General features: G+C 38.2%; 14 protein-coding genes. 6 read left to right on the top strand and 8 right to left on the bottom strand.

The genetic code is table 11. From position 1 onward, the window contains the following. The first annotated feature begins 189 nt into the window (after positions 1 to 189). The 3 genes from BAOM_RS22000 to BAOM_RS21985 all read left to right on the top strand — a co-directional run bounded on the left by BAOM_RS22000 (position 190) and on the right by BAOM_RS21985 (position 7,470). A complete protein-coding gene (locus BAOM_RS22000; protein WP_127762127.1) occupies positions 190 to 3,612 on the top strand; it encodes a S8 family peptidase in 3,423 nt (1,140 codons plus the stop codon). Between the two features lie 580 nt (positions 3,613 to 4,192). Next, complete coding sequence (gene secA2 / locus BAOM_RS21990; RefSeq protein ID WP_127762126.1) at positions 4,193 to 6,580, top strand: accessory Sec system translocase SecA2; 2,388 nt, start codon at positions 4,193 to 4,195, stop codon at positions 6,578 to 6,580. Next, positions 6,580 to 7,470 (top strand): accessory Sec system S-layer assembly protein, encoded by an 891-nt coding sequence (locus tag BAOM_RS21985; RefSeq protein WP_127762125.1) that lies wholly within the window; start codon positions 6,580 to 6,582, stop codon positions 7,468 to 7,470. Before secA2 ends, BAOM_RS21985 begins: the two co-directional genes overlap by 1 nt. Before the next feature lie 70 nt (positions 7,471 to 7,540). On the opposite strand, the gene BAOM_RS21980 is transcribed toward BAOM_RS21985, so the two are convergent. Next, positions 7,541 to 7,948 carry a hypothetical protein gene (locus BAOM_RS21980; RefSeq protein ID WP_127762124.1) on the bottom strand — a complete coding sequence of 136 codons (408 nt, stop codon included), beginning with the start codon at positions 7,946 to 7,948 and terminating at the stop codon, positions 7,541 to 7,543. A 324-nt stretch (positions 7,949 to 8,272) separates the two neighbouring features. Between BAOM_RS21980 and BAOM_RS21975 the strand changes: the two genes are divergently transcribed. Together BAOM_RS21975 and BAOM_RS21970 are read left to right on the top strand one after the other, a co-directional pair. After that, positions 8,273 to 8,563, top strand: a complete 291-nt coding sequence (locus BAOM_RS21975) for a helix-turn-helix domain-containing protein (protein WP_127759245.1) — start codon at positions 8,273 to 8,275, stop codon at positions 8,561 to 8,563. Between the two features lie 8 nt (positions 8,564 to 8,571). After that, a complete protein-coding gene (locus BAOM_RS21970; RefSeq protein ID WP_127759246.1) occupies positions 8,572 to 9,450 on the top strand; it encodes an IS3 family transposase in 879 nt (292 codons plus the stop codon). Positions 9,451 to 9,484: 34 nt separating this feature from the next. On the opposite strand, the gene BAOM_RS21965 is transcribed toward BAOM_RS21970, so the two are convergent. The 4 genes from BAOM_RS21965 to BAOM_RS21950 form a co-directional block, all read right to left on the bottom strand. Continuing rightward, complete coding sequence (locus BAOM_RS21965; protein ID WP_127762123.1) at positions 9,485 to 10,417, bottom strand: LCP family glycopolymer transferase; 933 nt, start codon at positions 10,415 to 10,417, stop codon at positions 9,485 to 9,487. A gap of 92 nt (positions 10,418 to 10,509) precedes the next feature. Continuing rightward, positions 10,510 to 12,267 (bottom strand): M14 family zinc carboxypeptidase, encoded by a 1,758-nt coding sequence (locus BAOM_RS21960; RefSeq protein ID WP_127762122.1) that lies wholly within the window; start codon positions 12,265 to 12,267, stop codon positions 10,510 to 10,512. Positions 12,268 to 12,338: 71 nt separating this feature from the next. Then, positions 12,339 to 13,196: a C40 family peptidase gene (locus tag BAOM_RS21955; protein WP_127762121.1), complete on the bottom strand. Its 858-nt coding sequence runs from the start codon at positions 13,194 to 13,196 to the stop codon at positions 12,339 to 12,341. A gap of 336 nt (positions 13,197 to 13,532) precedes the next feature. Next, on the bottom strand, positions 13,533 to 14,990 hold the full coding sequence (locus BAOM_RS21950) for a S8 family serine peptidase (protein WP_164853309.1): 1,458 nt from the start codon (positions 14,988 to 14,990) through the stop codon (positions 13,533 to 13,535). Between the two features lie 197 nt (positions 14,991 to 15,187). On the opposite strand from BAOM_RS21950, the gene BAOM_RS21945 reads away from it, so the two are divergent. After that, positions 15,188 to 17,413, top strand: a complete 2,226-nt coding sequence (locus BAOM_RS21945; protein ID WP_127762119.1) for a PA14 domain-containing protein — start codon at positions 15,188 to 15,190, stop codon at positions 17,411 to 17,413. A 21-nt stretch (positions 17,414 to 17,434) separates the two neighbouring features. Here BAOM_RS21945 and BAOM_RS21940 read toward each other — a convergent pair whose 3' ends face one another. The 3 genes from BAOM_RS21940 to BAOM_RS21930 form a co-directional block, all read right to left on the bottom strand. Further along, on the bottom strand, positions 17,435 to 18,625 hold the full coding sequence (locus BAOM_RS21940; protein WP_127762118.1) for a CDP-glycerol glycerophosphotransferase family protein: 1,191 nt from the start codon (positions 18,623 to 18,625) through the stop codon (positions 17,435 to 17,437). Beyond that, positions 18,625 to 19,017, bottom strand: coding sequence for a glycerol-3-phosphate cytidylyltransferase (tagD, locus tag BAOM_RS21935; RefSeq protein ID WP_127762117.1), 393 nt, complete (start codon positions 19,015 to 19,017; stop codon positions 18,625 to 18,627). The genes BAOM_RS21940 and tagD overlap by 1 nt, the downstream gene beginning before the upstream one ends. A 292-nt stretch (positions 19,018 to 19,309) precedes the next feature. Next, the gene (locus BAOM_RS21930) at positions 19,310 to 20,971 is read right to left on the bottom strand and encodes a glucosaminidase domain-containing protein (RefSeq protein ID WP_127762116.1); all 1,662 of its coding nucleotides are present in this window, start codon (positions 20,969 to 20,971) and stop codon (positions 19,310 to 19,312) included. Positions 20,972 to 21,317 lie beyond the last annotated feature (346 nt).

The raw sequence follows: 21,317 nt of genomic DNA, 5'->3' as shown, positions 1-21,317 counted from the left end.
GGAGTAGAGAATCATATAAGTGGCTTAATGTAAAGGAATTGTTTCATTTAATTGTGTGATTTTCGAGAAAAATATTACAATTATATGACAATTTTTATATTTATTTTAAAAATATGGGTATATATTGGTTCTTTTGAAATGGGATATTTGTTACGATAAACATAATTTGCTAGATTAGGAGGAGATTTGTTGAAGTCAATTAGGAAGAAATTAGTAGCGTTAGGAGCGAGCTTTGCGCTTGTAGCTTCACCATTTGCTAGTATGACAGTGGAAGCTAGTGCCGAGCCGATTGCGAAAAAACTGCAATCCGTCAACAGTTCTGAAAAAGTGGCCAAACAGTCTATAAATAACAGTCTATCCAATAAGGAAAAAACAAAAAACTTTAGTGACGATACCATCATTGTTAAATATTCTAAACCGTTAACGGTTAATGACCATAAGAAAGCCGGTGGAACGGTTATTCAACAAGTCAGTGGGCTAAAGTATGTTGCGATTAAGGTAAAAGATAAGAAAAAATTACAGCAAACGATTCAAAATTATCAAAAGAACAGCAAGGTTATGTCTGTTCAACTAAGCCCTATCTACAAGCAAACGGGAACGATTGATCCAAAGATTAGTGAGCAATATGTTCATACTCAATTAAATACAGCGAAAGCACAGAAGCTAGCAGGAAAGAATCAAGTGAAAGTAGCGGTTATTGATACGGGGATTGACCGTAACCATCCTGAGTTAAAAGATTCGATTATTTCAAGTACAAACATCATTGACCCGATGAATCCAGCAGCTGCCGATATTCATGGAACACATGTGGCCGGAATTATTGCCGCGAAGAAAGATAATGGAATCGGTGGATATGGCGTCAATCCAAATGCTAAAATCCTCTCATTCGATGTGTTTGGCGGTGATATGTGGACGTTCGATTACACGATTGCTAATGCTATTTTGGAAGCCGTTGACGAAGGAGCTAAGGTCATTAATATGAGTTTAGGTGGTTCTATGCCTTCTGATCTTTTAAAAGAAGCAGTCGATAAAGCCACTGATCGTGGCGTTGTTGTAGTCGCTGCGGCCGGAAATGATGGAATGAATTTGCCAAGCTACCCGGCAAGCTATGAAGGGGTTATTGGCGTCGGCTCTGTCAATAAAGACAAGAAACTAAGTGAATTCTCTACATATGGTGCTTCGACAGATATTGTCGCACCTGGAGAAGATATTTATGCCCCTTATTATGATGTAAAGAAGGGCTCCACTTTTGACCGTTTAAGCGGTACATCCATGGCTTCACCTGTCGTTGCCGGAGCTGCGGCATTGCTATTGTCCAAGTATCCGAAACTAACACCAGCGGAAGTGGAATATGTGTTGGAAAAAACAGCAACAGACCTTGGTGAAAAAGGGTTTGATACGAAGTATGGCAATGGTCTTGTTAATCTAACAAGCGCATTAACGTACGATGTGAAGAAGATCCCTACTATCGTAAAACAAACATGGGGACAAAAAGAAATCGTAAATAATGCAGCACTTATCACTGCTCCAGCAGAAGTGAAGGACTCTTTAACTAAGCCTTCGGAGCAAAAGTGGGTGAAGCTGCCGGTTGAAAAAGGCGAGTATATTCAAGCTTCATTAATCGGCCACTCTTCTTACGATTATAAAATGAGCATCCATTTTTATGGAGACAATCAGCAGCAATTGACAGATATTAATGATGTGAAAGAAGGAAAAGTAGAAGGAAAATTGATTAAGGCGCCGTTTAGCGGGATGGTTGCAATCGGTGTGAAAGATGTGAATGGCAGCTATGATGATTCGAGTAGCAAGCAGTCTTCCTACACGTTGAAAGTGGACAAACTAGCAAGTTTACCGGAAGATGAATCGACATTAGAAGCTCCTATTGCCATTTCAAGCTTACCGTTTACTCAAAACAACTTAGTTTTCACAGGGGAAGAAGGGGAGGATGATTTCTTCCACTTTACGTCAAAAGAAGCTCAGCTTATGAAGTTTGATATTTCCGGTATTCCTGGGGTAGATGTGAGTGCTCACGTGTATGAAAAAGATCAGCTGTTCCCACCAGTTATTGAAGGGGAAGGACAGCCATCGACGGAACTGCCACAAGTGGAAACAGTTTCGGAAGAGATGCCACCGCTCTATTCAAGCAATACTGGTAGAATTGGAGAGTCAGAAACTCTTATTTTCAATACGGAAGCCGACAAAGAATACTATATTAAAGTGACGAATAAACCGACATACTATGAAGTTGCTTCCAGTGATTTCATATTTGAATCTATAGGAAACACAGAAGCGGCCCCATCTGCGCTGCCATATAGCGTAAAGCTTGAAGGGAAGACGGTTCCTGAAGATGAAGATCAACATGCTGGTGGAATAGAATTTGAGGAAGAGTCGAAGTTTATTGAGTACTTAGCTGCAATTGCTAAGCCATACGAGATAGCTTCAACGCTCAATGGCTATTTGCAAAATACAGGTGATCAAGATTGGTACAAAATGAATCCAACAGCGACAGGAATTTATCAATTCAATCTTCCGACACCAACTGTAAACGTACCAGCTGTTAACTTGTACGAAGTAATAGAGGGTCAAGATGAGGCAGGGAAGCCTTATGCATATTTAGCCCCAGTTGCATCTAATGAAGAATTTAGCTGGTATAGCTGGACTGCTTTAATGGCCAATAAGATTACGACTGGTTTAAAAGCGAATAAAACATATTACATGGCCGTTAGCCCAAATTGGAGTGCAAATCAAATCCCATATGAAGGCTATAGCATTTCATCTAAGCTGCTAATCAGCAACCCTGGGGACAAATATGAAGAAAATGATTTGCCTGAGCAAGCAAAAGATTTACCGGCAAAAGGAGTAGAAGCCAACTTTGCTATGCCGAATGATGTGGATACGTATTACTTCACAGCTAAGCAAACAGCAACGTATGGAGTGAAGTTCGTTCGTACTCGACCAACGACTGCTTTGAAGAATAAATACGGTGAAGAATTACTTGCTCCTATTTATGGACAGATTGTGATTACAGAAGATGTGAACAAAAATCGTAAATTAGATGAAAATGAATATGAACGTTCGTCTTATATATTAAATTCTATAGCCGCAGGAATGACCACAGGTTCCTTTAAAGCAAAGAAAAATCAATCGTATTTCGTTAGTACGCTTGGTATGACAGAGTCTGGTTCAGGCATTTCTCTATTACCGTATAAATTAAATATTGATGCGGTGAATCGAAAAGATGAAGATGCCGGTTCTAAGGTGAAAAATAATACACCGTCTAAACCAATTGCATTGAAGAAACAGAATAGCAAGTCTTATGCTGCAACTGCTTACTTAAATGCGGGTTATCAAAATGGAGATACAGATTGGTTCGTCTATAAAGCAACTAAAACGGAACAAGCAACGGTAACACTAAATGCCGGAGCCGAAATTGATGGAATTATCGAAGTGTACAAAAATGGAAAGAGAGTCGCTAAATCCGATTACTATGGACAAGGTGACAAAGAGATTCTATCGTTAAAACTAACAAAAGGCACATACTATATCAAAGTACGCGACAGCAAAGGCCGTGCCTCATTTGACCCGTACACATTATCGTTAAAATTGAAGTAATAGTAGTAGAGATGGGAGGCTGCTCCACAAGTCATGAAAAATGGCTTTCGGGGTAGCCTCCCTATTTAGTTGAACCATCATTCTCTTCAAATACTTCCTTTTTTGCTGGCCTCAAGGTGTGTTGGAGGACAAAAATGAGAAATCAAGCCGGGAAAATGTCCTTCATTAGGGTCATGAAGGACGAAATCGAGAAATCAAGCCAGGAAAATGTCCTTCATCAGGGTGATGAAGGACAAAACTGAGGAATCGAGCCGTGGAAAAGTCCTTCATTAGGGTTATGAAGGACCAAAATGGGGAATTCGGCCAGGGAAAAGTCTTTCATCGACGTCACGAAGGCCCAAAGTGAGGAATTCAGCCAGTGAAATGTCCTTCATCAGAGTCATGTCACAGCGACTTTCCGAACTGTGGATAAAATGTGCACAACTCTGTTGATAACTTCCACCCTGCTCCTTTGTACGGAAGGACGGAATTTCACCCTACAGGCGCAAATTGATTATTTTTTACATCCGACCAGGATATAGCTAATTATGATATAATTTGACTAGTGTCAACTAATAGAAGTAATTAGGAGAGAAACTGTATGTTATCTAGTGTAAAAAAACTATTTAATGATAGTTCAAAAGATTTAAAACGCATTTATAAGCTTGTCGATACAGTTAATAGTTTAGAAAGTAAATATGAAGCATACTCCGATGAAGAGTTGCGCGGTATGAAAGATCAGTTTAAATCGATGTTAGCTGAAGGCAAGACGTTAAAAGATATTCAATGTGATGCGTTTGCTGTTGTTCGTGAAGCAGCGAAACGTGTATTGGGCTTGCGTCATTATGATGTGCAATTAATTGGCGGGTTTGTATTAAATGAAGGCTCAATTGCGCAAATGAATACAGGGGAAGGGAAAACACTCGTTTCTACTTTACCTAGTTATTTGCATGCGTTAGAAGGAAAAGGCGTTCATATCATTACCGCTAATGAATATTTAGCAAGCCGTGATAAAGAGATTATGGGCCAAGTTCACGAAATGCTTGGAATGACCGTGGGCTTAAATATATCTCAAATGGACACTTCTTCTAAAAGAGAAGCCTATGCAGCGGATATTACATATGGTACCGGAACGGAATTTGGTTTCGACTATTTACGTGATAATATGGTGTTTCATAAAGAAGCTAAAGTACAGCGTGGCCATAACTTCGCGATTGTTGATGAAATTGATAGTATTTTAATTGATGAAGCGAGAACGCCGTTAATTATTGCCGGCAAATCAAGCGAAGGGCAAGAGCTGTTTGCGATTACAGCACAAATTATGAAAACGTTCCAGAAAGACGTAGACTATGAAGTGTTTCTAGAAACAAAGCATACGTTTTTAACAGACGAAGGTGCAAATAAGATTGAAAAAGCGTTTGGGATTGATAATTTATATGATCCGGAACATCAAGAGCTGCTTCATAATGTGCTTCAATCATTGAAAGCATACGTGATTATGAAGCGGGATGTTGATTATATTATCAAGGATGGCAAAATCGAATTAATCGATAAGTTCACAGGCCGAGTGATGGAAGGCCGCTCATTTAGTGAAGGATTACATCAAGCCATTGAGGCGAAGGAAGGCGTAGAAATTACGGAAGAAAATGAAACGCAAGCGACGATTACGGTTCAAAACTATTTCCGCTTATACAGCACATTGTCAGGAATGACAGGAAGTGCAACGCCATCGAAAAAGGAATTTTGGGAAACGTATCAGCTTCCAGTCGTTACAATTCCGACGAATAAAACGATTTTACGAATCGATGCACCTGATTTAATTTATAAAGACCAAGCAAGTAAAATGAAGAAAATTGTCTCTGAAGTGAAGCGGGTGAACAGTGTAGGACGTCCGGTTTTAATTGGAACAACGTCTATTGAACAATCGGAAGAGCTGTCCATTCACTTAAAGAAAGAAAACATTAAACATCTTGTCTTGAATGCCAAAACAGAAGCAGATGAAGCGGAAATTATCGTGAAGGCAGGGCAAAAAGGCCAAGTGATGATTGCGACTAATATGGCAGGCCGTGGTACAGATATTTTATTAGACGATGAAGTAAAAGAATTAGGCGGTTTATATATTCTTGGGACAGAGCGTCATGAAAGCGAACGAATTGATATGCAGCTTCGCGGTCGAGCTGGGCGTCAAGGAGACCCAGGGAATTCACAATTTATTATTTCATTAGAAGATGATTTGTTCACATATTATGATGAAGAACAACATGAACGTTATGTAAGTAAAGTAAAAACGGACGCAGAAGGGCTTGTATTATCACCAGCACCTGATAAATATATGAAGAAAGTGCAAGAAACGATTGAATATATGCATCAGTCTGCTCGTAACCACTTATTAAAGCTGGAAAGCCCGTTAAATGAACAGAGTAAAATTATTTATTCTATGCGCGATCGCATCTTAGACCTTGAGACAGAAGAAATGTTTTCTATTTTGCTAGAATATATGGAAAAATATATTCGTCGACTTGTTGCGGTTTATTATCCTGAAGAAGAAGTGCTTGAAGATGGTGTAGAACGCAGTCTAGAATCGTTTATTAGAGAGCTTTCTTTAGTGTTTCTATCATTAGATTGGCAGGAAGAAGAGTTAATCGATGTGGAGCGGGCACAAGTAGAAGAACGAGCAATGGCAGCGTTTGAAGAGTTGAAATCCTATATTTTAACGCTTCAAGAAAATGAGGAGCTTGGTCAACAGCTGAGGAGCTTCATGCTTGAGCAAATTGATACGCACTGGATGAGCCATTTAGATCGCTTGAGCAACATTAAAGAAGGAATTAGCTTGAGCGGATATGGACAGCAAGATCCGTATCAAATATTCGATAAAGAAGCACTAAATGAATTCAACATGTTAATGAATGAAATCGAATCTGGCATTAGCATTCATTTTATGGATCATGTGAAAGAAGAGCTCGAAGAACAGATGGAGGAAGAAGAGTAATGGGGTTATTCGGAAAGAAACAGAAAAAAGCAGAAAACGTAGCCGTTGAAGAAAAGATTGAAACAGCTACAGCAGAAGAAGCCGTTTCAACAGATGCGGATGCCGTTCACACAAAGCTTGTGTTTCATGAAGAGTGGCAGCCTTCTACACAAGAAAAATATGTGTTAATGTTCCGTCATCAACAGTTGCCATCTCTAAAGCCAAATCAAATTTCCATTTCAGGGATTCGTTTGACACGCTTTGAGGAAGATATTCTTGTAGAAGCATTCATTCGTAACACGCTATCTCGAGCTGTGCAATTTGACATGGTGGATTTAGTGTTATTGGATGAAGAGGGTCAACCGATTGTAAAAGGTTCGTTTGATTTATCAGAGATGGGTGAACTTCCAGCGTTATCATGCGTGCCTTGGAGATTTTTCTTTGAGGAAGAATCACTGTTAACCGATACGATTCCAGAAGAAGGCTGGACGATTGCATTTGAATTAAAATCTCAAGCAGCAGAACATCAGTTGGATTTAGAGCCTAACTGGAAAGAGCAATTATCTCAAGCGCAAATTGAACATTTGCAGCAGATTGTCGCAGATCTTCCGGAGTTGAAGGAAGACGAGGTTAATTTTATGGGGCTGGAAGCTGTGTTGAAGGAAGATGCTAGCTTCGCTGTTACTGTGTTCATTCGTAATGGAAGTTCGAAGGCTATTAGCATTGAACAGCTGCCATTAATTGTGGAAGATGCAGATGGCGATCAAGTTTGTCAAGGCGGCTTTGCGCTTAATGACTTTGCCGTACAGCCGAATACGACAAAGCCATGGACGTTTATTTTCCCTGAGCCGCTTGTTCAAAAGAAAAATCCGAATTTATCAAGCTGGAAAGTCTACGTACCGAATGCTTGATAAGCTCAAATCTAAAGACTCCTCATCGATGGATGAGGAGTCTTTTTATCATTAATTTTAAATGGAGGAATTAAGAAAAATCGGGCCAGTTTGTTTGAACTTGATCTCCAGTAATCTTTTCGAGCGTACGATATGTAAAGGGGATAAGTTCAGTTTCTGATTTATCTGTAAATGGTTGAGCTAGTTCATAAGGAATTAACTCAAACTGTTCCTCTTCTTCAGAGATAAAATAAACACCAACAACTTGGCCGTTATTTGTCATATCTAAAGTTACAAAGGCAGGATAATACGTTTCGTCCTTAGCTTTAAGAACAGCCTTTGCTGTAATCAAATTGTTTTCTTCCTCTTCAACAGCAGGATTGCTGATTTTCTCTAATGCTTTTATAGCCCATCCTTGCTTTTTATAACCTCCGATAATTTTAGGAGGGTTCTCCTTTAATTTCTCTAAAAGGTCATTCATTTGTTCCTGAGTAGTCATGTATACCGTATTCCCTCCAATAAAATTAAGTGTTCGAGCGGCGTTAGTTGATGAATTATTATTTATTATACACGCTATATTTTAGATAATACACTTTCTTTCGCTCTATTTCCTTTGCTCTATTTATATAATACACTTTCCTTCATTTACAGGTAAAACAGCACATGAATTTTTGCCAGAACTTAATAATTGTAACATTGTTGTTATTAATCAAACGATTGATTAAAAGGGAAAAAGCGCAATCATTGAATTGGTATGCTCCCCTTATAGTAGACACGTTTTAAAAAGCGCATTAATCTGTCTATTATTAAGGGGGTATTTTTTATGGAGAAAAAAGCAGAGACTTATGATATATCATTCAAGAAAAAAGCAGTGGATTTATTTCATCAAAAGAAGAATTATGCAGCCGTTTCCAGAGAATTAAACACTCATCGAAAAAACATACAACGATGGGTTAAACAGTTTAGTGAAGATGGGATGGTTGGTCTTAGAGAAAAACGTGGCAGAAAAAGTGGGTCTAGTAGAGTCTCTTCATCTACCTTTGAAAATACCCAACAGAAAATAAAGCGATTAGAAGCTGAGAATGAACTATTAAAAAAGCTTTTAAAGATGTGAAAGGAGGAATGAATCTAAAACCTAGTATTCTATTTCCAATCATTAATGATTTATCTAAACAAGCTCACTCTATACAGCTACTTTGTCATCTAGCTAAAGTATCAAGAAGTGGATACTACAAGTGGATAAAGCGTAAAGCATTACCTTCGGAAAAGCAGATAGAGGATGAGAAGCTAAAGCAGAAAATAATAGAATGTCATCAGAAATATAAGGGCATCTATGGCTATAGAAGAATACAAATTTGGTTAAAGAGGACCTATGATATTCATATTAATCACAAAAAAGTTCAACGGTTACTAAGTGAGCTAGGTATTAAAGCAATTATCAGGAAGAAACGAATTTATTACGGTAAGAAAGAACCTTATCTTATCTCGAATAATTATTTAAATAGATCCTTTTACGCTTCTCGCCCTAATGAAAAGTGGGTAACGGATATTACGTACCTCATTTTCAATGGACAGAAACTATACTTGTCTGCCATCAAAGACCTATATAATAACGAAGTTGTTGCGTACCAAATTAGTAGACGTAATGATTATAAACTAGTCTTGGATACTCTTAAAAAAGCCATAAAAGGAAGGAATGTAAAGGGACTCCTTCTCCATAGTGATCAAGGATACCAATACACTTCCCATAACTATAATCAGCTACTCACAAGAAATAAAATGAAAGCTAGTATGTCTAGAAAGGGCAACTGTTGGGATAACGCTAGTATGGAAAATTTCTTTAGTCATTTAAAAACAGAATGTTTTAACCTGCATACTTTTAAAACTTCACAAGAGGTTAGAAGGGCTATTAAAGACTACATTCACTTTTATAACCACGAAAGGTTTCAAACCAAGCTAAACAACCTGACTCCTATCGAATATAGAAGTCAGGCTTCTTAACTGCGCTTATTTTTTTATGTCTACTTGACAGGGGTCAGATCAGAATATCAAGATGCGCTTTTAATTGATTTTGTACCCTTAATCGTTCTTCTTCTGGAACAATTAAGTACCAGATTCCATTAATTCGTTGTCCATTTCCTTCAATAGTCGACTGGTTAATGGATCCTAGAGCTTTTTTGTAATGATTTTGGATGCTCATCATTTCATCGAAGGTTAAATTCGTTTCCACATTTTTACCGAGAGCTTTAAAAATGCCGCGATAGTTTGTTAATGATGATAAGCTGGCTCCTTTCTCGACAATCGCTTCAATCACTTGGCGTTGGCGCATTTGGCGGCCAAAATCACCTCGTGGGTCTTCTTTACGAATTCTTGAATACACGAGTGCTTCTTTTCCGTTTAACGTAATCGTACCTTTTGGAAAACTGTAGCCGCCATGAGAAAGGTTCATATCATTTTTAACCGTAATTCCGCCGACTGCTTCGACAATATCCTGAAAGCCTTCCATATTCATCTTGATATAATAATCAATCGGGACATCTAGAAAAGCTTCAACCGTCTTAATGGCCATTGGAATACCGCCGTATGCATAAGCATGATTCATTTTATCGGTTGTCCCATGTCCTACAATCTCTGTTCGTATATCACGGGGAAGGCTAAGCATTTCCATTGATTGCTTTTTTGGATTGACTGTAACAACAATCATTGTATCCGAGCGTCCAACATCATTTGCTCGTTCATCCACACCTAATATGAGCACAGAAAAAGGATCTTTATTTTTGAATTTAATATCTTCTAGTCGTTTTTCACTTTTATGTTCGGTTCCTTGCATACTGTTGACGGCCCCTTTTAGTGATTGGTAAACCATCGCACCATATACAGCGCCGCCAATTAGGAACAGAAGTAATAGAATGCCGAAAAATTTCAGCCATTTATTTTTTCTCTTCTTCTTTTTACGTTCTTGTCTCATTGCAACACCTCCTAATTTGTTACTATGAAAAGGGATGATTTAAGGAAAAAGCGAAGGGAGTTCTACCTTCGCTTTTTTTATTATTAGCTTTGTTAAGCCGCTATTTCATCTTCATTCGTTTCTTGCGGTTCAGTCGTTTCTGCAGGCGGCTCTTCAACTGGGAGAGCTTGTTCAATCTCAGACTGCCACTGCTCTAAGAAGGCTTCTGCTTGTTTAAACCTTTCTTTTGCTGCAGCTTGTTGATTCAGCTGCTCAAGCTTCACTAACTGTTCCTTAACGGCTTCATATTCTTTATTATCTGCTTGTTTATCAATTGTAGTCAGTAAAGTATAGCGGGCCATTAAGTTTGTAATAGCTGGTAAGTCTTTTTCTACAGGTGCGATATATTTCTTTTGAGCGAGTGTACGTACTTTTTTACTATACATATTCGAAATCTTTGTTTCTGTCGTATTTGTTGCCTTTTCCCATGTTATAAACAAACTGTTTGTCTTTGTATTAAGAGTTCCTTTTGTAAGAGCACTGATCAGCTCTTCATGGGTATCTGCTAGGCTTTCACCAGCCTTCACTGCTGTTTGATAAGTCAGATAGCGATCGCGATATAGTTTAGTTATTCGTAAAGATGCATTCGCTGATGTTTGGTAAGCTTTAGGCAGTTTAGCAATGGCTTTTTCTTGCTTCGTAATTTCTTGCTTTGTTTTATTATAAAGGGTTGTCTGTGCATTTGTAATGCGCAAATCACTTGTTTTGTTTACAGAAGTGAAATAATACGCTGAAAGTTTCTTTGCTGTTTTGTTAAAGGTTTGAATGTCTGTTGTTAGAGCTTTGCTTTTGGCAAGCTGTTCTGTGTTATATAGTTTGGCTCCTTCTTGGGCAGTATATAAACCAATAGCTGCGTTTTCTTGCCAAATCTTTTTAAAGTACTTAATTGGTACATGTGTTTCTCCTGCATATGGTGCTACTTCAATTGTGTAAGCAGGCTTCTTTTCGGCAGTGGAGAACCAGTCACTAAACCCGCCGCCGCCTGTATAGCTAGAAGGGGAGATTAAGCGATAACCTGTCATACTGCTGATTTTTCGAGCATGTGTACGATCTCTTGTATAACGGCTGCCTGTTTGACCGTATTTCCAGAAAAGGATTTGCCCGCTTGAATGATAGGAAATGGCCATTTCCGGGTCCGTATCTTTAACGAAATCGAGGACAACCTTTGTTTCTTTTGCTGATTCGGGGCTTTTGCCTTTGTAATTTTTGAATTTTGGTACAGAGCCGCCGCTGATATATTTCCAGCGAGCATCATATTGTCGGTTTAAGTCAATGCCTTTTCCGTTTGCTTTCCAACGCTGAAAGTTTTTGCTTCCGTCATTCATTTTAATCAACTTAGCATGATCTTGCTTAGGGAAGTATGTAAGCCCTGTTTGTTGCAACGTTACGCCATCTGGATTAACCATTGGGATAAACCAGATCGTTGTACTGTTTAAAATTTTCTTGGCATCATACCCATTTATTTTGCTTCCTTCTTCATAAGCATAGGCATATTTATCAATCATGTTCATATTAACAGTTGTTGTAATCCATTCACGAGCGTGATGGGAGCCGTTGATGAAGACAGTCGCATCTCCTTTTCCAAGAGCGACAGCATAAATATTCCGTCCATATTCAGAGGTCCCAATCACTTTGGCCTCTACTAAATCGGGATAGGCTTGTTCTAATTTTTTTATATCTTTGACCATTTTAGAATACGTATACGTTTGATTTGGATTGACAATGTACGATTGTGCGGAAGCAATTTCTGAGAACAGAAAAGATATTCCGAAACAAATCAATACGGATAGGAGTAGCTTTAATTTGTTCATACGAGTCACCTTTTGAATAGAATATTGAGTTATTTCATAAAAAAAACGAGCTTGGTAATAAGCTCGGTGGTTTAAAAGTCTAATTTTTTATAGCCTATTAATCTACTTTTATAGTAAGAGCTGTTGACAGAGCTAATCATGACACCTTTGCTTGAGCTTGCATGAATAAATTGATTATCGCCTAAATAAATGCCAAGGTGGTTAACGACCGATCTGTTTGAGCCTGTAGCGAAAAAGACTAAGTCGCCTCGCTGTGGTGAGGATACTTTTTTGCCAAGAGCGTAATAAGTAGAAGAAGAATGTCTAGAAATGCTATATCCGGCTTGTTTAAATGCATAATAAACAAAACCGCTGCAATCAAAGCCTGCAGGAGTTGAACCAGCCCATGAATAAGGTGTACCGATTACCTTTTTGGCTTCTGCGATGACTTTGTCGATGTTTGGACCATTTTCTTTCTCATATGTATTAGCTGATGGCTTTGTTTCTTCTGGTAAGTCGATAATGGTTTCCGTTGATGAGCTGGATACAATTAATGTGTCCCCGACTTTAATGACATTAGAAGACAATTTATTTAGTTGTTTCAACTCACCTAATGTTAAATTATGTTTGTTTGCAATCTTGGTTAATGTATCGCCAGCTACTACTTTGTAAGTAGTCGTTTTTTCATTTTTGATAGAAACAGTTGCTTTTGCTGCTGTCGTTTCTTTTTTTGCTTTAGAAGCAGATGTCACTAATTTTTGGTTCGCATAGATTGTATTAGACTTTAAGTTATTTAATTCTTTTAACTTGTTAACAGTCAAATTATACTTTTTGGCGATTTTTGTAAGTGTGTCGCCTTTTTTGACAGTATAAGTACTGGCTGAAGCAGATGAAACAAATAGACCTGATAGCAGAGCTGCTGCTGAAAAAGCGACAATACTTTTTTTCACGAACGTTTACCTCCCATGAATCTCTCATATATCTTTGTTCCTATTCTATCAAACAAAAGAGTGGGAATTATATTACAGTTATATTACAAAGTGGTTTAATAGGTATATATAACTGATTTTATTGAAAAAAATATTACAAATTTCTAAAAAAAACTTCCCATGAATATGGAAAGTTTTTAGAGTAAAGTATTTTTTTGGTTGGTAATTAGTTTAATGGTCATGGTTACTTTTTTGTTTATTTGAGTCGGTTACTGTCGTGTTTACGGTATATATGCCATTTTGTACTTGTATATTGTTTGAATTTGTCTCATTTTAGATAAATTTGTGATTACTTGTTTACGTATTTCGAACGGTGACATAAGCGACTCTGTAAACGGAATGTTTTCCGTTGCTCATTTTAGCTGTGACTTTTATTTGACCAGATGGTGCAAAGGAGCCGCTATCTGTTTTTCCATCCCATCTCCTTGTGTACGTGCCGCCTGTCCAGGCTTTATTTGTAGCTAGTCTTCGAATAACCTGACCCTTTGAATTTTTAATATATAAAGAGATTTTTGTTCCTTTTTTAGCGCTAAAGGATATAGGTAGATTATTTGTTCCATTGAAAGCAATCGTACGACTAGATAGTTTAAGCTTTGACATCGGTAGTGCAGGTGTTTGTTTTAAGGCTGCATAGGCATTGATTCTTCCGTAGCCGTAATATTTGTCCCGTCCTTTAGCTCCTAAATCAACGCTTGATTTTTTTAAAATATTCTCGACTTCTGTTGGGGTAAGGAACGGATTCTTCGATAAGATTAAAGCACAAGCTCCGCTGACGGTTGGTGCAGCCATGGATGTTCCGCTGTCTTTCGCGTAGCGGCCCTTTGGAACCGTCGAGTAGATGTCGACACCAGGAGCGGCTAGGTCAATATAGGAACCGAAATTAGAAAATGCAGCTCGCGTATCCTTTTGTGTCGTCGCACTCACTGCAATGACGTGCTTATGTGATGCAGGATACTGAAGGCGACTTGTGTTATCGTTTCCGGCAGCGGCGACAACGATTACGCCTTTTTTATAGGCTTCTTGAACAGCATAGTCCAGTACATCGGTGTAATCTTCTGTTGTTAAGCTTAAATTGATAATATCAGCGCCTGCTTGAACCGCATAATCGATGCCATCAACGACTGTATAAATATCGGCTTCTTCACCTTCGAATACATTAATAGGAATAATCTTTACTTTCGGTGCAATGCCGGTAATACCTGTTTTATTCATTGAGGCAGCGATAATTCCAGCAACATGGGTTCCATGAGCGCTAGCTGGTATCGACTTTCCGCCGGTAAGCGCATTGTAAGGTGCAATGATATGTGCTTTTAAGTCTGGATGACTCGTTTGAACCCCGGCATCAATCACGGCTACTTTAATATCGGGACTTCCAAATGTGACATTCCACGCTTTTGGCATATTGATTTTTTTTAGATGCCATTGCTTTGAATAGTAAGGATCAGATGGCGTATGATTCGGCGTCACTTCATAGTTTCGATCGACTAATTCTACTTGTTGGAATGCTGAAAGCGTAGCAGCGACCGTATTTAAATCGCTTCCTTCCGGGAGTGATATAAGTGAAAAGTTCCCATTTTCAATCGTTGAAAGCTCATTGGCGTGAACGGTTTGAAAAATCGTTTGCTTTTGAGTAGAACTTGTTGAATCGTTAAATTTAATAATTAATTGATTAGCTGAAGGATCGGTCGCTGCTGCTAACGATCCATTGATTAAATAAAGAGTGAAAATAAGTAAAAAGGAAAGTAAAGTTCTCATGATAAATCTCCTCGTACTAGTCATTTATATATATTTGTATAATAACTAGTTTGATAATAGTTAATTTTAGCATGATGTATAGTGGAATCCTATGATTAATACAAATTATCCAAAAATCTACAAAACTTGTTCACAAAGTCCTCTTATTCTCCGATAATTATAGAAAGGGTAAAATAAAAAGAATTAGAGGTGAAGGTGTGATTAGGGCAAAATGGTTAGTTGCTAGTGTGCTTGCTTTGTTTATGTGTCTATTTACTAGCAGTGAATATGCGATTTCAAAAGCGGAGGCAAGCGAAAGTAAGTGGACGGTGACGTATTATTCAAAGTTGAACTTTACAGGTTCAACGGTACAGAAGCAAGCAGACCGTATAAACTACTCATGGGGAACTTCAAATCCTGTTAAAGGAATCCCGCAAAATCGTTTTTCTGCAAAAATGACGAAAACGATTTCCGTTTCAAGCGGGGGAGCTTACCGAATTTCCGGTAAAGCAAATGATGGCGTGAGAGTATATGTGGATGGGAAGAAACAAGTGGATGATTGGAAGTCTGGCTCACATATATTTAGCAAAGATGTGATGCTTTCAAAAGGCGAGCATAAGATTGAAGTCCACTATTATGATCAAACAGGGACGGCCTATATTACAGTAGATGTCAATAAAGTGGCTGTGAAACTATCAACAGAGCAGTGGACGGGATTACTTTTCCCAAGTAAAAACTTCACTGGAACACCAGTTAGTACGTCCGTTAAGTCGTTGAATGCTTCTTGGGGCTCTAAAGCGCCGCATACAAAGATTCCAGCAGGAACGTATTCTGCCGTGTATCAAAAGAAAGTAGTTGTGGCAAAAGACACGAAGTACATATTGATGGGCAAAGCCAATGATGGCATCAGAATTTATGTAGACGGTAAGAAACAAGTGGATGGGTGGAAGCCTGGTACGAGAAACTTTGAGAAAAACCTGACCTTGAAGAAGGGAACGCATACAATCAAAGTGCAGTACTACAATGAGAGTGGCAGTGCAAGATTGCAGGTTGATTTAAAAGAGGCCTCCACTGTGACACCTCTAGGAAAATGGGATGTTACGTTTTATGATCAAAAAGAATTAAAAGGAAGTCGAGTGAAACAAACAGCTAGTAAGTTGAATTATAAGTGGGGCACAACATCTCCTGCTTCTGGCATTCCAAGCAATGGGTTTTCAGCAAAGTTTGTGAAGCGAACTAATCTAAGCGGTGGTACTTATATTATCTCTGGTGGAGCGAATGACGGTATCCGCGTATATGTAAACGGCAAAAAACAGATTGATTATTGGAAAAACGGAACGTATACGTTTAACCAAGAAATCAAGCTAGATCCTGGTATTGCAATTATTGAAGTACGCTATTATGACCATACAGGGGATGCACGCATTCAAGTGAATGTAACGAAGAAATCAAAAAAGAAGTCGGTTGCCTACAGTAGCCATAACATTACACTGGATACAGCTTTAACGAAGCAAATGACGACTTCACCACAAACCGATAAGAAATATGGCGCATATGTTCCAAAAAGCAGTGTGAAACTAGCTTCTACAGGAACGAGCGGAAAAACGGTCGATAAAGTTGAGATTATTACGACTTCATCCCGCTTATTAGGAAATCTAAAAGCGAATACGAACGTGACGATTCAAGGTGAAAAGTCATTTAATGATACGGACTATTATAAAATTTTAACCAGCTGGGTGAATGCTTCAAAAACTGATACGAAGTATTACTTGAATCCAGACAGCTTTACGAATCAAAACGAGAAGGAATATTATCAATATGTGAAGCTTTCTGCGTTCTCTGCTTTAAATGAAGATGAGTTGAATAACAAAATTCTATACAATAAAGGGATTTTAAAAAATCGAGCCAATGCTTATTTAAAAGCTGGGTTTAAGTACGATGTGAATGAAATTTACTTAATCTCTCATTCATCTCTTGAAACGGGGAACGGTACATCCCGATTAGCAACAGGGGTGAAAGTGCAAACGAAAAAAGATAGTAAAGGTAAAATTGTTTATAACGAAAATGGTGAGAAAGAAATTGTTGTGCTAGATAATGATGCCAAGTCGTATGAAGCAAAAGTGTATAATATGTACGGTATTGGCGCTTATGATAACTGTGCGCTTGAATGTGGAGCAAGACGTGCGTTCAATGAAGGTTGGACAACGGCAGATAAAGCGATTATTGAAGGAGCAAAATTTGCCGCTGAAAATTATATTTATGCCGGACAAGATACGCTCTATGAAATGAGATGGAATCCAGAGGCTCTTGTGACAAAAGGAGTTCCGTATCATCAATATGCAACAGATATCGGTTGGGCCGTTAAACAAACACGCTCTTTTGAGCAGTTATATTCACTGCTCGATAGCTATACAGCGGAATATGATGTACCACGTTATAACTAGCATACGAAAAATGCCCATGCATTATGCACGGGCATTTTTTTTCATTTCTGCTGAAAGTAAAAGGTCTATAAGCTGTTTACTCGATTGTCCATTGGAATAGGTGTTCCATTTCTCGTTAAATGGTGCCACTTTTTCAAGCATGAAATCATGTGAGTGGATTTTTTCGACAATTTCTTCAGTATTATACACAATAGGACCGGGCATACTTTCTGTATAATCTTCCCAAAAACCGCGACGCTCAGCATATTGTTCTAAATCATAAGCAAAAAAGAGCATGGGCTTTTGGAAGAAAGAAAATTCAAAAGGAATCGAAGAATAGTCCGTAATTAATAAATCGGTTATAACTAATAGCTCGTTTATCTGCAATCCACGTTTTATTTGATACACAAAGCCAGGAAATTGCTGCGTCATATTTTGATTCATTGTTACAGCAGGATGAAGCTTTAATAAAACAACATAATCCTTCTCATGCAGCTCTTTATACAGCAAATCTAAATCTAACGCAATGGTGTCGGCATGTAACTCTTCATCGCGAAAGGTTGGGGCATAGAGAATAATTCGTTTAGTTTTTAGCTCTGGGAACGCTTGGTAAAAAGCGCGGCGTGAGCGCTCTTTTGCCTGTTCATCAAAAAAGAAATCCGTTCTCGGTACACCTGTCCGTAAAATTTGGCGATCTTCTACTTGGAAGCTTTCTTTATAGATATCAGCCATAATCTCTGAGCCGGTTGTCACGTAATGAAAGCGGCGGTACACCTCTAAAAAACGTTTTTGAGCTCGTGCTGAACGATATTGAACAGATGGATCGCGCAGACCAAACTGTTTAACCGCTCCTGCTGCGTGCCATACTTGTACACAGGTTACTTCTTGTTTGAAGGTAACGGCAGCAAGAAAGCCAAAGTAATTATCGATGACAACCCATTTCGACGTAGCAAGATGATAAAAAGCCCGTAACATATGAAAGATATTCTTCGTTTCAAACGGAAGGACGATGGTATGTCCATCGCCCTTTGCATCAAGATTGCTGCCTGATTTTGTTAACAATACTTTTTGAATGGGAATGCTTTGTTGATTGATTTCATCCAAAAGAAATTGGCAATTATCACCGAACGAAGAGACAAAGGCAATCTTATTTCGTACAGGGAAGAGTTTACAGATAGAGAATAGTACTTTAATGAAAAGTAAATATCCTTCTATAAAAAGTTCCCTAGTCATTATTTAACTTGCAAAAGATCATCTTTAATTTGGGAAGTAGAGATACCGATTGTTCTTGGCAAGTATACGACTTCACATACTTCTGATAACTCATCGAATTTGCCTTTCCAATCGTCTCCCATAACAAAGATGTCAATGCCTTCGCGAATAATATCTTCTTTCTTTTGTTCCCAGTTGTTTTCTGGAATGACTTTATCAACGTAACGAATGGATTCTAAAATCATTTTTCGGTTTTCGAAGCTATGGTACGCTTTTTTATCTTTTAATGCATTGAATTCATCTGTTGAAATCGCAACGATTAAATAATCGCCTAATTCTCTAGCGCGCTTTAATAAATTAATATGTCCCCAATGAAGTAAATCAAAGGTTCCATATGTGATTACTTTTTTCATGTTTTATTTCCTCCCGTAGGTCGTTTCAATCTATAATCAATAGAATATTTATGAACGAAAAAGTCCATCATAGTGGAGAAGAGATAAGATAAGCCTACTTTATTATAACCTATTATATTTACAATGAAACAACAAAATTTTAACATCAATTGTTCAAATATTACAATGCGTTCGGATTTATCCTCCATTTTATAATGTATCTAGTGGATATTCAATATAAATCACCTTTTAACATAGAAAACCCCGAATAGGGAGAGTGTCCTATTCGGGGCAATCTTGCGTTTTTCATAGTTTAATAAGTTGGTAGATACGTTGTTACATCTAATTGAAGATTGTATGTAGAAAGGGCATCATACATCTTAGCAATTCGATCGGTTTGTTTAACAGCCCAGCCAATATCTGTTGCATATTGGTGTGTCGCATATCCGTATTTCTCCATACCTGCTGGATTCCAGCGCATTTTATATAGTGTATCTTGGCCAGCATTTACATAACCATTTCCGATGAACTGTGCACCGCCGATAATCGCTTTTTCAGGAGTTGTCCAGCCAGCTTTATAGGCGTATTCAGAACCGCACTGCAGGGCACAAGCATCTTTAGCACCGATTCCGAACATATTATAAACGACTTTTGGTGTAACCGCTTCGCCGTCTACTTCGCTTACTTTTACACCATTTGAAAGAGTAGAGTAGCCATTTCCTGTTTCAAGCAAGGCATGGCTAATTAAATAAATTTCATTTACACCATGTGTTTTAGCCGCTGTAATGAAGGCTTCTCCTTGATTAGCTAGAATGCCTTTTCCACTTAATAAAGCATTATTAAGTTCTGTGGCCTTTGTGCCTGCGAGGTCTGATAGAACTAAGAACTGATAGGAAGATGTGTCATTCGCTAAGAAGTTCGTTGGATCTACGTAATGTTTAACTTGTGTTGCATTGGCTGCTTTCCAAGAGCCGGACTCATCTGTCATAGGATTCACTTTGACTTGCATTGCTGTCGCTTCATCTACTGTTAAGTTATAGTAAGATAAACCTTTGACATCGTCTTTATGTATGTAACCAGTTGTTGATGTTCCTGATATGTATATGGTTGCCGTATACCAATTCTCAGAAAATGTTCGGTATTTTAACACTTTACTTTGCGTATAGCTTCTTAATACAGAAGCATTGGTAGATGCTTTACTATATACGTTGGTTGGATTTTTTAAAGCTGCACCTTCCAAAAGTTGTTGCTTGGAAGTCCAAATTTTCTCAATATCATTGACGTGAATATAGCCTGTTTTCTTTTCGCCATTCACATATACGGTTGCAGCATACCATTTAGATGTGAAAGTTTGCATTTTGAGAATCGTTCCTTGTGCATAAGACTTTAACTTAGTAGCACTTGTAGAAGCTTTCGCATAGACGTTTGTTGGCTGCTTTAAACCGATTCCAGAAACAGGTTCTGGAGATGTAATGATCTTTTCAACATCGCCTTTATAAATATAGCCTGTTTTCTTTTCGCCATTCACATATACAGTTGCAGCATACCATTTAGATGTGAAGGTTTGCATTTTAAGAATCGTTCCTTGAGCGTATGATTTTACTGTAGCAGAGCTTGTTGAAGCTTTAGTGTATACGTTCGTTGGTTGATCTAAACCGATTACAGAGACAGACACAGGGGATGTCGTCGCCGTTTCAACATCGTCTTGATGGATGTAACCAGTAACGGCTTTGCCACTTACATAGACCGACGCCTTATACCAATTGTCACTATATGCTTGGTAACGAAGAATCGTTCCTTGACTATAGCTTTTTAAAACTGTTGAACTTGTGTTTGTTTGCTCGTACACCTTCGTGGAACCATCTAACGCTACACCTTGCAAAGTAGTAGCAGCGGAAGCGATAGAAGTTGAAAGAGGCAGCAGAGCGAGTACAAATAGCAGCGTGAAAAAATAGTTGCGAATCTTTTGCAGCATACATTCTCCTCATTTCGTTAAAATTGCTAGAGTATCCATAATAATCTATTAACCTATTAATTCTAGCATGTGATGTAAAGGAAATGAGGGATGTTTAATTTTGTAACGTATTTGTAATGAGCTTGTAAAATAGGATGAATAGAGGCGAAGTAGTTCGCGTCTAAATGGACATATTATAGAAGAAAAACGAGAATTTTTTGAATAAGTAGAGCGCCTCCTGCCCTTTCTCAGGACGGTACAAACTAATAAAATGAAACAAATGGCACAAAAGTATAGCACTATTGAGAAAAAATAAAAAAACGTATATGATTTTAAAGGTACTAAACAGCCGTAAAAAGCCTAACTT

The sequence above is a fragment of the Peribacillus asahii genome (assembly GCF_004006295.1).
Taxonomy (GTDB): Bacteria; Bacillota; Bacilli; order Bacillales; family DSM-1321; genus Peribacillus; species Peribacillus asahii_A.
This window is presented reverse-complemented; position numbering and strand designations above follow the sequence as displayed.

Excerpts from the sequence above, each read along its gene's own strand:
- secA2 (WP_127762126.1), top strand. The coding sequence starts at position 4,193 with ATGTTATCTAGTGTAAAAAAACTATTTAATGATAGTTCAAAAGATTTA.
- BAOM_RS21985 (WP_127762125.1), top strand. The coding sequence starts at position 6,580 with ATGGGGTTATTCGGAAAGAAACAGAAAAAAGCAGAAAACGTAGCCGTT.
- BAOM_RS21980 (WP_127762124.1), bottom strand. The coding sequence starts at position 7,948 with ATGACTACTCAGGAACAAATGAATGACCTTTTAGAGAAATTAAAGGAG.
- BAOM_RS21975 (WP_127759245.1), top strand. The coding sequence starts at position 8,273 with ATGGAGAAAAAAGCAGAGACTTATGATATATCATTCAAGAAAAAAGCA.
- BAOM_RS21970 (WP_127759246.1), top strand. The coding sequence starts at position 8,572 with ATGAATCTAAAACCTAGTATTCTATTTCCAATCATTAATGATTTATCT.
- BAOM_RS21965 (WP_127762123.1), bottom strand. The coding sequence starts at position 10,417 with ATGAGACAAGAACGTAAAAAGAAGAAGAGAAAAAATAAATGGCTGAAA.
- BAOM_RS21960 (WP_127762122.1), bottom strand. The coding sequence starts at position 12,267 with ATGAACAAATTAAAGCTACTCCTATCCGTATTGATTTGTTTCGGAATA.
- BAOM_RS21950 (WP_164853309.1), bottom strand. The coding sequence starts at position 14,990 with ATGAGAACTTTACTTTCCTTTTTACTTATTTTCACTCTTTATTTAATC.
- BAOM_RS21940 (WP_127762118.1), bottom strand. The coding sequence starts at position 18,625 with ATGACTAGGGAACTTTTTATAGAAGGATATTTACTTTTCATTAAAGTA.
- tagD (WP_127762117.1), bottom strand. The coding sequence starts at position 19,017 with ATGAAAAAAGTAATCACATATGGAACCTTTGATTTACTTCATTGGGGA.
- BAOM_RS21930 (WP_127762116.1), bottom strand. The coding sequence starts at position 20,971 with ATGCTGCAAAAGATTCGCAACTATTTTTTCACGCTGCTATTTGTACTC.